The organism is Rhodothermales bacterium, from assembly GCA_013002345.1.
GTDB lineage: Bacteria > Bacteroidota > Rhodothermia > Rhodothermales > JABDKH01 > JABDKH01.
In genome coordinates, this window is sequence record JABDKH010000021.1 from 1 (window position 1) to 13,477 (window position 13,477).

10 protein-coding genes are annotated in these 13,477 nt (G+C 57.3%); 6 read left to right on the plus strand and 4 right to left on the minus strand.

Translation table 11 applies throughout. From position 1 onward, the window contains the following. Positions 1–893: hypothetical protein (locus HKN37_00920; GenBank protein NNE45201.1), on the minus strand; the 893-nt coding region annotated here is incomplete at its 3' end. A 466-nt stretch (positions 894–1,359) separates the two neighbouring features. Between HKN37_00920 and pruA the strand changes: the two genes are divergently transcribed. The 4 genes from pruA to HKN37_00940 all read left to right on the plus strand — a co-directional run bounded on the left by pruA (position 1,360) and on the right by HKN37_00940 (position 5,546). Next, a complete protein-coding gene (gene pruA, locus HKN37_00925) occupies positions 1,360–2,991 on the plus strand; it encodes an L-glutamate gamma-semialdehyde dehydrogenase (GenBank protein NNE45202.1) in 1,632 nt (543 codons plus the stop codon). Positions 2,992–3,036: 45 nt separating this feature from the next. Continuing rightward, positions 3,037–4,047, plus strand: a complete 1,011-nt coding sequence (locus HKN37_00930) for a dihydrodipicolinate reductase (protein ID NNE45203.1) — start codon at positions 3,037–3,039, stop codon at positions 4,045–4,047. Between the two features lie 47 nt (positions 4,048–4,094). After that, a complete protein-coding gene (locus tag HKN37_00935; GenBank protein ID NNE45204.1) occupies positions 4,095–4,562 on the plus strand; it encodes a hypothetical protein in 468 nt (155 codons plus the stop codon). A 66-nt stretch (positions 4,563–4,628) separates the two neighbouring features. Further along, positions 4,629–5,546, plus strand: a complete 918-nt coding sequence (locus HKN37_00940; protein NNE45205.1) for a GntR family transcriptional regulator — start codon at positions 4,629–4,631, stop codon at positions 5,544–5,546. A gap of 23 nt (positions 5,547–5,569) precedes the next feature. Here the strand turns inward: HKN37_00940 and HKN37_00945 are convergent, their stop codons facing one another. The 3 genes from HKN37_00945 to HKN37_00955 form a co-directional block, all read right to left on the minus strand. Next, positions 5,570–8,098, minus strand: coding sequence for an HDIG domain-containing protein (locus HKN37_00945; GenBank protein NNE45206.1), 2,529 nt, complete (start codon positions 8,096–8,098; stop codon positions 5,570–5,572). Between the two features lie 79 nt (positions 8,099–8,177). Next, on the minus strand, positions 8,178–10,301 hold the full coding sequence (ligA, locus tag HKN37_00950) for an NAD-dependent DNA ligase LigA (protein ID NNE45207.1): 2,124 nt from the start codon (positions 10,299–10,301) through the stop codon (positions 8,178–8,180). A 54-nt stretch (positions 10,302–10,355) separates the two neighbouring features. Continuing rightward, complete coding sequence (locus tag HKN37_00955; protein NNE45208.1) at positions 10,356–11,402, minus strand: hypothetical protein; 1,047 nt, start codon at positions 11,400–11,402, stop codon at positions 10,356–10,358. Positions 11,403–11,639: 237 nt separating this feature from the next. Here HKN37_00955 and HKN37_00960 point away from each other — a divergent pair, with 237 nt between their 5' ends. Continuing rightward, a complete protein-coding gene (locus HKN37_00960) occupies positions 11,640–12,563 on the plus strand; it encodes a PIG-L family deacetylase (GenBank protein NNE45209.1) in 924 nt (307 codons plus the stop codon). A 4-nt stretch (positions 12,564–12,567) separates the two neighbouring features. Beyond that, a complete protein-coding gene (locus HKN37_00965) occupies positions 12,568–13,398 on the plus strand; it encodes a hypothetical protein (protein ID NNE45210.1) in 831 nt (276 codons plus the stop codon). The last annotated feature ends 79 nt before the right edge of the window (positions 13,399–13,477 follow it).

Genomic DNA, 13,477 nt, shown 5'->3' on the forward strand with positions numbered 1-13,477 from the left:
TTCACCTCTTCCACCGCGCCGGAGACCACATCCGGGTCGTCGCCGAGACCAGACACGATATGCGACGCCACTTCCTGCGTATTGGACAGTGAGTGCAACGAGCGCTGATTGGCTTGCTCGGTCAGGATCGATTGTACTTCGCCACCGATCCTGTCAACTGGTTCCGGAGAATCTCCTAGATTGGAGCGGATTTGCGATGCAATCTCGTGGGTGTCTTCTAGTCGTGCCAGCGCCGTCTGACTGGATTCGCTGACGAGCTGTTCGTACACACGTTGACGGACCGCTGTCAGCCATTCGTGGTCGGCCGGAATCGTTCCGTGGACGGATCGGGCTGCCTCCTCTGCGTCGTCAAAGGACCTCAGTCCTTCTTCGCGAATCGACGTCGTCAGGCGGTCCCTGAGCGCCTCGAGCACGGACTGGATTTCCGCCTTGTCCAGAGAAACGTGCCGGGAGATTTCCTCGGCTGTTCCGTGAGCGTCAGCAATCGAATCGAGTGCGGCATCCTCAACCGATTTTGTCAACCGGTCGCGCAGCGCGTCGATCACTGATCGAACACTCGCATGCTCGACAGAAATCGTCTCCGCGATTTCGTTGGCCGTCTCATCACTATTTGATATCGAGTCGATCGCGGATCGTGTAATCTCCGTGACCAGCAGTTCGCGGAGTCGCCCGGAGGCCGCTGGAACGTGTCGGACCTGTGATCCGAACACCTTCATGGCTTTTTCGGCGATCGAATCGGGCTCGCCGATCTCCGCCATAGCCTGCTGCATGACGGCTCGCAACAGTTTTTGCTTCAGCGCTTCCTTGGCGCCGGCCAACTTCGCGCTACTGTTGTCCTTGACTTCCTCGGGGAGGGTCTGATTTGCGTTCGGTTCTGGATTCTCTAGACTCATGGCGATAGATCTTACGGTGGTCCAGTGTGGATTCTGATGATTTCAAGGCGGTCCGGGGCACCTTTTGGCTCGCGCCGGTCGAACCAGCGACTATGAGGCACTGCCCGTACGAGGCCCTCTCTTTCTATCGGCCGCAAATCGGTACCAATAAGGCCCACCCGGTGGTTTTATTCGTGGCTTCAGGCCTGGCTCGTGCATGTGGATTCGGGAGTGCGACTTGGGCGAGAATAGCGCCAGGCGTTCGAATTGAAGGATCTTTCACCGCCCCGTCGTTTCCATCAACGAATCGCGGGGGTAAGTTGAACGATCAGAGGTTGGTAGGACTGTTAGGACTCTCGGCACGACCCGGGGCGCTGCTGCGCCGGCCGCGCGTCGTGCAGGTTTCAGTTGTCCGCCCAACACACCTTCAAGGTGGCTGCTTCCTGTTCGACTTCATGCCGTAGCGCTACAAAAACTCGCCAACACGATGAACAATTCTATTCCTGTCGTCCCGCATCCAGTCAACGAGCCGGTGCTGTCGTTCGCGCCGGGTTCTGCGGAGCGCGATTCGCTCAAGTCGCAGCTGAAGTCGATACAGGCAGATCAGCTCGAGATCCCGGTGATTATTGGCGGCAAAGAGGTGTTCACCAAGGACGTCAAGACGGTCACTGCACCCCATCGGCATGATCTCACCCTGGGCACAGCCCATATGGCCGGATCGCCCGAGGTGGAGCAGGCCATTGATGCGGCGCTTAAGGCTCGCGCGGAGTGGGCCGCCACACCATGGACCGAACGAGCCGCAATTTTTCTTCGGGCCGCAGATCTTCTGGCGGGTTCCTGGCGCGACAAAATGAATGCCGCTACCATGTTGGGGCAAAGCAAGAACTGCTATCAGGCGGAGATTGACGCGGCCTGTGAGTTGATCGATTTCTTTCGGTTCAACGCACACTTCATGCAGCAGATTTACGAAGATCAACCGATCTCGTCGCCCGGCGTCTGGAACCGGCTTCAGTATCGCGCGCTCGAGGGATTTGTCTTCGCAGTCACACCGTTCAACTTTTCCTCCATCGCCGGTAACCTGCCTTCGGCGCCGGCGCTCATGGGCAACATCGTCGTCTGGAAGCCCGCGTCGTCTGCACTCTACTCCGCGTACTTCACCTACAAACTACTCGAGGCCGCGGGGCTTCCACCGGGCGTAATCAATATGGTGCCCGGCAGAGGCGCCAATGTCGGCAATCCCGTGTTCGCGTCCCCGCATTTCAGCGGATTGCACTTCACCGGGTCTACGTCCACATTCCAGTTCATGTGGAAGACCATCGGTACGAACATTGCCAACTACCGATCCTACCCGAGAATCGTTGGCGAAACCGGAGGCAAGGACTTCATCATGGTGCACGCCTCTGCAGATGCCGATCAGGTGGCGACCGCAATAGTGCGCGGCGGCTTTGAGTACCAGGGCCAGAAGTGTTCTGCACCCTCTCGCGTGTACGTACCCAGGTCCCTGTGGCCGGCAATTCGGTCCTCCCTCCTTGACCAGCTCGGAGAGATCAAGATGGGCGACGTCGAGGACTTTTCGAACTTCGTCAATGCAGTGATCGACAAGGCCGCATATCAGAGCATCACCGAGTACATCGTAGAGGCCAAGCAGTCTCCGGATGTCGAGGTGCTTTTTGGAGGGTCGTTCTCCGATGCCGAGGGCTACTTCATAGAACCCACGGTGCTCGTTACGACTGATCCGAAATATCGAACGATGTGCGAGGAGATCTTCGGTCCCGTTGTCACCGTCTTTGTCTATGAAGACAGTCAGTTCGACGAGACGATGACGCTCGTGGATGAGACATCTCCGTACGCACTGACGGGAGCCATTTTCTCGAATGATCGCAGTATTGCCGCCGACATGACGACACGCCTCGTCGATGCGGCGGGCAATTTCTACATCAACGACAAGCCGACGGGCGCAGTCGTCGGCCAGCAGCCCTTTGGTGGTGCGCGCGCATCCGGAACGAACGACAAGGCGGGCTCCTACCTGAATCTAATCAGGTGGACTTCGGCGCGATCTATCAAGGAGACGTTCGAAGCCCCGCGCCACTTCGGTTATCCGTTTCATCAGCAACCATAAAGCGTCAGACATCCAGTTCTGACAGAGCAATAGAGAAGCACCTTCATGAAGAAACCTATTCGCGTCATCCAATATGGCGTCGGCCCCATCGGACTCGAGGTCGCCCGCGCCGCTCTCAAGAAACAGTCAACCGGTAAACTTGAACTGGTCGGCGCCGTCGATGTGGATCCGAAGAAGGCGGGCCGGGATCTGGGTGAATTGCTTGGCGTCAGCGACGTTGGCATCGTTGTCTCTGACGACATCCACGCGGTACTCGCGGAGACCAAACCTGACGTCGTTATGCATACGACGCAGTCTTTCATGGACTTGATCGAAGACCAGCTGATCGCCTGCATAGAGGCCGGCGCTCACGTCGTTTCGTCCACTGAGGAACTCTCGTATCCGTTTGATCGCGCTCCTGAAATCTGTAGTCGACTCGATGCCGCATGCAAGAAGCACAATCGAGTGATCATCGGAACCGGAGTAAACCCCGGCTACGCCATGGATGTCCTCGCCGTCGCCGCAACAGGAGTCTGCCTCGACGTCGAACGGGTCGAGGTCGCCAGGGTAGTGAATGCAGGAAAGCGCAGAGGTCCGTTACAGAGGAAGATTGGAGCCGGACTCACCGAAGGTGAGTTCAATGAGAAGAAGGCAACGGGAAGGTTCGGTCATATCGGACTGCGCGAGTCCATGCTGCTCGTCGCCGACGCCCTCGATTGGCACCCCGATCGTGTCACCGAAACGCTGGACCCTGTCTTCGCCGACAGCGCGATTGACACCGGAATCGTGCAAGTCGAGGCTGGTCGCGTTGCAGGGATTCATCAGGAGGTGACCGCCTATGTTGAAAACGTCCCGGTAATCCATCTTGACCTCAAGATGGCCGTATCGGAGAAGAACTCATCTGACCGCGTCATTGTGCACGGCTCGCCGTCGATGAACGTTCTGGTTGACGGCGGGATATTCGGTGACTCGGCTACCGTCGCAGCTGTCATCAACGCCATTCCAATGGCGATGAGTGCGAACCCCGGATTGCGCAAGGTGACGGAACTGCCTGTTCCGAGGGCCTTCGCCATTTGACGGGATTTCCTGCTCACGACCACTTGACCAACCTACCTGAAAGTCACTTGCGATTCCGCAGCGATCTTCATCCTGGAGACGTTGCGGCACCGGTGGCGTTTGGTCATTTCCTCGTGCGTCCGATCGCGGCCACGATGGTACCGGCGATGCTGGTTGGTCTTGTTCTGGTGTTGCAGCAGCAAGACCCGCTCCCCTACGTACTCTGGTCCTTCCCGCTGGCCCTTGCGCTGGCGGGAATTTGGACCTGGTTCAGAATCCGGTCCGTTATCGTTGAATTCGTCGTGACCAGGAACGGCGCAGCGGCATTGACGGTGATGGAGGCAGTTCACAGCCGATCGAAGCCGCATATTCAGCGTGTGTTCGATGCGCGCGCCGTTGCACGTGGCGCCCAGGTTACGGTCGGTCATGCAACGTATACACTGGAAACCGAGCACTGGGACGACATGGCCGAGCTCCTCAAGTCCCTCACGGCCGCAAAAGCGTACTACGAGGATACCGGCGGCCACTCGCGATAGAGGCTCTTGCCCGAGAACAGCCCGAGACACAGATGACAGCGTGACGATCGCGTTGTAGATTTCCCCATGATCTCAATCGATCCACGCAGTTCTTCGCCGATTTTCGAACAGTTAGTCAAACAGCTGCGCTATCTGATCGCGAAGGGTCATTTTGATCCGCGCAAGAACCTTCCGTCGACGCGCGCTCTTGCAGATACCCTCGGGATTTCGTTTCACACCGTCCGGAAGGCCTACCAGCAGTTGGAGGCGCAGGGGTTGTTGCGTGCTACGGTCGGTAGCGGCTACCGAATTGAGAACCCGGCGCCGCTAAGTCCTTCCGATCGAATCGAGCGCGGTGCGGAGATCCTGGCCGAATCGCTTCAGCAGCTCGTCGGACTCGGACTGACCGATGCGGAGATTGAGTACCTCGTCGACGAGCAACTCGGACTCCTGGAGACCAGCTCGACTTCCAGAGAAATCATTTTCGTATCTTCATCACCCGAGATTGCCGAAACCTGTGCCGAGGCACTCTCTCGATTTCTTCAACGTAACGTCGATGGGCGAAGCCTCGCGGAACTGTCGGATAGATCGGACGCAGACTACGTGCTCGCGGAATTCCGGAACGTCGCGGGAGTACGCGTCCGGCTGCCGCACGCCGACGTCATCGGGATTTCAACGCATCTCGGTCCAGAAGCTCTCGATCGCTTTTCGAGGCTCCTTCCAAGTGAGACACTTGGTCTCTTGACGCGTGATGCCGAAAGCATTAGATATCTGAGTGATCGAATAAAGCGTGATTCCGGGTTTGGCGGGCAGATCGTTGCAACCGCTGTAGCCGCAGAAGACACGGATCTCTCAGAGTTCTTCCAGGGAGTTGATCTTCTCGGATTTACCGCGGCCACGTCAAGGCGGATCAACCGCATCACGCAGCACAAAATCACATCCGTTCAAGTGGCAGTGATCCCTGATGCAGATTCGCTGAAAAGCGCCGCAGACGCACTACCGTAACCCGGCCGTGAGCAACCCGCTGACTACCCGGTTTGTTGGCCGTCCGGTGCGTCGTCCGCGCCCGACGGAGGTCTTCTTGGGGACAACCCTTCGGCGGTTTGGCGGAACAGATCGGGCTTGCTCTCTTCCAGGCTGGGGGCCTCCACCTCGTCTAGCTCTGATGTGACTGCATCGGAGGCGTCTTTCAACTTGGGAGGCGTCTTCGAATCCTCCTCGTCATCGGCAGGCTCCTCGAGGCGGTCCTGCCCAGGGTACTTAACGCGGATGTGGTACATCCCGAGCAATATTGACAGAAACGTTTCCTTGATGACATTCAGGTCAAGAAATGTCAGGTCGGTGTTCTCGAGCTGACCGTCCTCGACCCTCGATTTGAAGAGAGACTCAATCAGTGACTCCAATCGCTTGTGAGTCGGACTCGTCAGCGAACGGCTAGCTGCCTCAACGGAATCCGCAAGCATCAGAATTCCTGTCTCTTTCGAGACCGGCTTCGGGCCTGGATATCTGAATTCGGACTCCTGAACGTCTGACTCCGAGCCTGCCTTTCGCTCTATGGCTCGCTGGTAAAAGTAAGAGATTAAAGAAGTGCCGTGATGCGTTGGGATAAAACTTATTACCTGCTGTGGTAATCCGGCATTTCGAGCCATTTCAATGCCTTCTTTCACGTGACTTGCTATGATCAGAGCGCTCATTCGTGGCTTCAGCTGATCATGCGGGTTCTCGCCCGGACGCTGGTTCTCAACGAAATACTCCGGCTTCTGCATCTTACCGATATCGTGGTACAACGCACCGACTCTCGTCATCAGCGCATTCGCACCCACCGCGGCCGCGGCGGCTTCGGCGAGGTTGGCCACCTGCAAGGAGTGATTAAATGTCCCCGGTGCCTTGAGACTCAGGTCCTTCAGTAGTGGCCGGTTCGTATCCGACAGTTCGAGGAACGTCAGATCCGTCGATAGTCCGAAACTTCTTTCGAACACCCACAACAGCGGATATGCCATCACGAGGAAGAAGGATGAAATGGCCACCTGGACAAGGTCGGCCAGCAGATGCGTAGTGGCCGTTGCCTGCAAAAGGTACGTGGCTCCCAACACGACGGTGTACGAGAGAAAGACCACCCCCGCGCTCAAGAAGAACTGAGCTCGATTCTTGATATCGCGGACGCTGTGGACGCCCATCGTCCCGGCAAATACGGTCGCGAAGAAGAATTCGAAATCGTACTGCAACAGTACCGCACCTATCATGGAGATCGTAATGGTGCCAAACAGCCCCACCCGCGAGTCAAACATCACCGTTAGCAATACGGCCACAATGGACACCGGAACGACGTACATCTGCAGATATGGGACACGGAGAGCGAACGCGAAGAGACCTACAGTTGCGGCAAACAGAACGGCCATCAATACGACCATCGTATTGTCATCGAAGACCGTTCGTCGGAGCAAGTACAGATAGAGGAAGAAAAAGAGGTAGATGACGAACGTGACGAGGAACTGACCGAGCAAGACACGCCAGCGAATTCGTTTGCCCCACCGCTGATCTCGCGCCTCCTCCAGCGAAGTCAGGATCTGCTTGGTGTCGGATGTAACGATGTCGCCCTTGCTGACAAGGATTGTTCCGGACTCTACGAGGCCCTCCGTCGGCGAGATCTTTCTCTGTTCTTCCTGCCATTCGCGTGCGGTGCGTTCTCGCAAATAGCTGAGTGACGGCTGGAAGATTGCGCGAAAGAAACCCTCCGCCAGCATTGCTCGACGAGGGTCATCCCGGAATCGTCTGGCAAACTCCTCTCTGGCCGCCAGGTAGGCCTCATTCAGGCCGTACACCTCCGTCTTCTCCAGTTCGGTTTCAGACCGATCGTCCCGAACGCGAATGACGTCAGTGAACACGCTATCCAGCGGGATATCAAGAACCCCGAACGTGAGAAGTTGTCCACCCAATTCCCAGGCCAGGCGGACTATCGTTTCGTCAAGGCGTGGTCCCTGAGGAGTAACTCGTGTCGTCGTTGACAACCCCGGAACACGTTCTGCATATGAGTCGGCCAGCATAGACCACTGATCAGGGGTGAGCTTGAGCCTCGCGTTACGCCGGAGCACGTAATAGCGTATTGAATCGAGACGAGCTTGTTCTGTCCGGCCTCTCAACTGATTGAACTTGAACCCCTCGTAGGCCGGGAATATGCGGCTGAGTTGCGCCACCACCGTATCCCGGTGGGCCGTCATGCGAGCGTTTGCTTCGGGGTCACTCTGAAAAAACGGCGGCGTCTCTCTCTTTACCTGCTCCAGCTCTGCCTCGTAAGTGGCCGCGGCCTTGCGAATTGAGAAATCAAAATCGGCGACCAACGTCTCCTTGTTCCATGTGTCTCCGACGTTGACCGAATACTCGAAAACATCGTCTCTGGGAAACGCGGCAACTGTAAGGAGCACCAGAATGAAGAAGATGCCGATCTTGAGAATCAGATCGCGTTGCTCAAATCGGGTCGCGTCAAATCCCTTTTCGAGGCGCTGTCCGACCGGGCGAGCCTTCTTTCTACCGAAGCGAAATGTATCTAATAGTCCCATTTTGGCGATGATCGTGATCGAACGGACTCAGCTACCCGGGCATTCGGCGAAACTGAATGATCGAAATGCGTCAGCCCTGTCAATGATCCTCAGGATCGGCTGCTGCTACGTGTTCGTTTAGCATCCGCAACCATTCGGGCTCCTTCAGGACCGGCACGTCCAATTTGATCGCACGATCGACCTTAGACCCCGGTTCTCGTCCTGCAACCAGGTAGTTGGTGTTCCGCGAGACACTTCCACTGACCTTCCCTCCGCCTCGTACTATCAGGGTCTTGGCCTCTTCCCTGGTCATGGTATCCAAGGTGCCCGTAAGGACAAACGTGAGACCGGACCACCTTCCGGCCGAAGCGGTTTTCTCTTCGTCTAGTCTGGCGGTATTGACTCCGAGCTCCTTGAGGTCACCGATGAGCGTCTGATTAGTATCGACGCGAAACCAGTCGACTACGCTTTCAGCAATCACGTCGCCGATTCCATCAATCGCACATAGGTCTTCGATGGTCGCCCGCGAGAGATCGTCAATTGTCGCGAAATGCGGGACCAGAGTCTCCGCCGTCGTCTTCCCTACGTGCCGGATGCCCAGTGCAAACAGGAGACGTGCGAGACCGTTTCGCTTCGATGCGTGAATACCGGCAAGGAGTCGCTCCGCCTTCTTCCGGGCAAATCCATCCAGCATCAGAAGTTGGGCAGCCTCCAATCTATAAATGTCCGACAGGTGCTGCACCAGTCCTGTCTGAGCCAGAGTTGCGGCAAGCTTGCTGCCCATGCCTTCGATGTCCATCGCTCCGCGTGATGCGAAATGCTCCAGGAGGCGAATGAACTGAGCGGGGCACTCTGACGATACGCAGTAGTAGTCAGCCTCGTCGGGAAGACGGACGAGCTCGGTGGAGCAGGCCGGACACGATCTGGGCATCTTCCATAAGGTCTCAAGACCCGCCCGCGCTCCGGTCACCGGTCCGACGACCTGCGGTATGACGTCTCCGGCGCGTTTCACAAGCACCGTATCGCCGATTCTGATGTCCCGACTTACAACGTAGTCCTCATTATGCAGAGTGGCCTGCGACACGGTCACACCGCCGATCTCGACGGGCTCGAGTACCGCCTCCGGCTTGATCATTCCCGTACGACCGACGTTGACGATTATGTCGAGCAACGTTGTCGTAGACTCGCGGGCGGGGAACTTGAATGCCACAGCCCAACGTGGAGCATTCGAGACGCTTCCCAACGACTCCTGGTAATCGATGCGATCGATCTTGAGCACGACTCCATCAATTTCGTGGTTGAGTTCTTCGCGCCGTTCCGTCCACGCTGTACAGTACCCGAGAACACCCTCTAGATCATCGAAGACCTCAGCATGGGCGCTCACCGCAAACCCCATCGTTCGGAGCCACTTGAGTCGCTCGTGTTGGGTCTCCGCAATGCGCTCCGACGACGGCCCCACACTGTAGGCCAGAAAGCTGAGTGGGCGGGAAGCCGCCGCGGCCGGGTCGAGCTGTCTCAAACTTCCGGCCGCCGAATTACGTGGATTTGAAAACACCTTCTGATTGGCAGACGCCAGTCGCTCGTTGAGCTGCTCGAAGTCACTCTTCCTGATATATGCCTCTCCCCTGACCTCGAGCCGCGCCGGTGGCGATTCATCAGTCGAGACCGGTATTCGGAGAGGTACCGACGGAATTGTCCGCACGTTTTCAGTAATGGCCTCGCCGACCACACCATCCCCACGCGTTGCTCCAACGGTCAGAAGACCATCAACATAAGTCAGTGCAAGGGCAAGGCCGTCGATCTTCAGTTCTGCCGTCACGGCGGGCTGCACGTCGCCGTATGTTTCGGAAAGACTCCTCTGACATCTGTCATACCACTGCCGAACATCGTCGAGCGTAAACGCATTTCCAAGCGACAGCAGCGGCTCCGCATGTCGGAATTTCTCGAAGCGCTCGATCGGCGCAGCACCTACGCGGAGCGTCGGAGAGTCTGTCGTTGCGAGTCCCGGGAACCGAGTCTCGATGACGCGGAGATAACTGATCAGGACGTCGTATTCCGCGTCCGCAATGATTGGATCGTCTAGCACGTAATACTGGTGTCCGTGGGCGTTCAGGACCTCCCTGAGCCTGGGTGCGAGAGTAGCCGCCACGTCCGAATCGAGGCTTTCGGCAGGGGACACTTGCAGTGCTTTCTGAAGATCTCTTGTGGTCTGGAGAAGACTCATCTGGGAGTGCCCGGACGGCAGCCGGAATAGCACGAGGTAGCCTACAGCCGCAATCTAGCGACTCTGCAGAGACTCGACAAAAGCGTGAACGGAGTCACGCGTCAACTCGAGTCGCTCGCGGTCACGGTACTTCTGCGCGGGATACGGGACGCCCTCAAGTTTGATTGTGGCCCGATCGAGGAGGTCCTCGAAAACGATTCTCTGCCGCATGCTGAATGTCATCGAATCCCCTTCATCTACCCAGTACGGCCGCCGGAGATCGCGGTCCAGTTGGATCCTGACTGGATCCAGCGGGCCTGCCGTTGCAACGATTGTAACCGCGATTGAATCACCTACTACGAAAGGCGGCGGGAGCGAGATTGGAGACGGAGGAAGGGGTAAGACCGGCGTCGTGGCCGAAGATTCAACTGCATCGGTAGCCATCGGGCTGACCTTATCCGACGGTCTCTCGGAAAGTCTTATCGCCGCGACAATGGCTGATACGCTGACGATAACGACGAGCGAAGTGAGCGCAATCGCCCGAAAACGGTTTGGACGCACGAGCATCCCCTTCAGATCTTCCGGTGGCTTGAAGTCGTGCACAGCCGTTGAGATCTCTCTATGAACACGATTCGGATTGCGTCGGGGCTCACCCTTCGATGGAAAGGCGGAGGAAAGAAACTCAAACCGGTTTGCGACGCGCTGCGACGAATGTGCGGAATCGTCTTCCGGTCCCTCCATGTCGCCAATTGGCGGAGGTTGATCGAAGGTGCGTTCCTCAGCGACCATGGCGGTCGGGTCCGACCCTTCGTCGTTCCCGTCATCTGGTGCTTCTAGTTGGTCGCCCTCGCTCAAGTTGAGCGGTTCCCTGCTCGAGTCTCCCGTCTCATCATTGAGTCCTCCCTCGTACTTCCCTGCCAGAGCGGCTTCAAGAGCTTCGAGCGCGCGGCGCTCCTCGGTACCAACGATCCGCGCGTACGAAATGACAAGCGAACGCAAATAGACGCGATTGAATAGCTGATTACCGACGAGTGCTGTTGATTCGAATTCCTTCAGTACGTCGGCGGAAATCCTCGTCTCTTCGTGGATTCGCGACAGAGGGATTCCTCGCCTCTCTCGCATCGTCCGCATGTCTGATGCAAAGATCCTCGCGGCCTGATCGACGGCGCGACGTGATGCGCCCGGTAGATTTGATTCTGCGTGATCCATCGCAAGAAAATACCAACCGGCGGGTGAGGAACTGGTTTCCTCGCGCACGACCGCGCAAAGGCTTACTTTTCAGGTTACGACCGGCAGTCCGTGACGTTTCCCTGTAGTCTCGACCGGTTCCCGACCCGATTAAGATGAGATTTCTGTTCTATGCATCGATTTGTCCTCCTAGCAGCGCTTGCGGCTGTCCTGAGCTGCCCTGGCGCGCCGAAGCTTCGTGCCCAGCCATTGCAAGATACGGCGGTACTCGTCGTGACCGCACACCCGGACGATGAGGCCATGTTTGCCGGCTCCCTCTACCGGGTCGCTCAAGAGCTCGGGGGCCGCGTCGATCTCGCTCTCGTGACGGACGGCGCAGGTGGCTATCGCTACTCGAATCTGGCCGAGCGCATCTACGGGGTAGAGCTTACGAATCCGGATGTCGCGCGCCAGTATCTGCCCGCCATTCGAAAACAGGAACTGATGGCAGGAGGGCGCATCATTGGCTTTCGTCAATACTATTTCCTGGATCAGCCCGACACGGGCAAGACCACGGACCCCGACAGCATCCTCGCGACGGTCTGGAATGCTGACTTCGTCCTGAATCGGCTGACAGAGATTCTGAGGTCCAATCGCTACGACTTCGTTCTCACGTCCCTCCCCCGTTCGGACACGCACGGCCATCACAAAGCGGCAGCCATACTCGCCCTCCGGGCGTCGCAGCAACTCGTCGACGGTAAGCGCCCCGTCGTGATGGGGGCATGGATATCAGATGTCGGCGATGAGACGGTATTGACGTTCGACGGGTTGGACGGATATCCGGAGTCTGAAACGATTAGCGCGACGTCGTCGTTTCGGTTCGACAAGACGCAGCCGCTGGCAGGCAATGACCGGCTCAATTACAAGATCCCGGTTAACTGGCTCATCGCCGAACACAAATCGCAGGGCACGATGCAGTTGTTTGTAAACCGTGGAGACATAGAGGAATACTGGGTCTATCACCTGAATCCGCCGGACGCCGTCGAACGCGCGGCAGGCTACTTCGATGCGCTCAACAATTTCGTGGACTCCCACGGTGCTCCCGATGGAAACTAGAAGCATGGCATCGAAAGGCTGCTCTTTACCGCGGAAGATCCGCAACCTGCTGATTGTCGGGGCAGTTGCGAGTATGCTTGTACCGTCGGCCATGGCGCAGAGCGTACATGTCTCGCCTCGCAACTTCGATAACGCCGTTGTCGAGGTAGTTAAGCCACGGTTCGCTGATGGAGGCACATCATTCCTGACGGCCGCTTATTCGGCGTCGTACCACTTCGGAGTCGGACCTACGGGACGAGTGTTTCTGACGGCGAGCCTTCCTTTTTCACACACAGGCTTCGATGGCTCGGATGCAGAGACAGCGCTCGGTAATCCCTATCTAGGTGTGACGCTCTTTTCCAAGCGCGACCCCGTCGTGTACGAGTTCGGTGTGCGACTGCCCGTCGCCTCCGACAACCCTGGACAGATCGCTGGGCTGTTCGGTGACTACGATCGGTTCGAAGGCTATCAGCCTGACCTTCTGTCGTTCAAGACTTCCCTCATCTACTTTCCCTCACGATCCGGCGACTGGGTAATGTTCACGCGGATCAGCCCGCTCCTGGCCATCACGACTGGTCAGACTGGCTCGGAGGCGCGAGGAGAGTTATACGCGGACTACTCTGTTCATTTCTTTTACTACGGGAAGGCTATTCAGGGAGGACTCGGCCTTACAGGGCGAGCCATCGTCACGGAAGACGGGAGTTTTGCAGAGCGAACGTCGCATCACGTGGGTTTTGAAATCCAGAAAGACCTGGGCTCCATAATTCCCGGGATTCAGTTTCGTCTTCCGATAGATTCAGATATTCGAGATGTGGTTGACTATGTCTTTGGCTTAACAATCGTAGTACCGACGTGAGATGCCTCTCGTCACAGTCATTGCCCCGGGGCGGCGGCTTTCGTAAGGAAATGGCAGCGACCGACTTCGTCCAAACGCC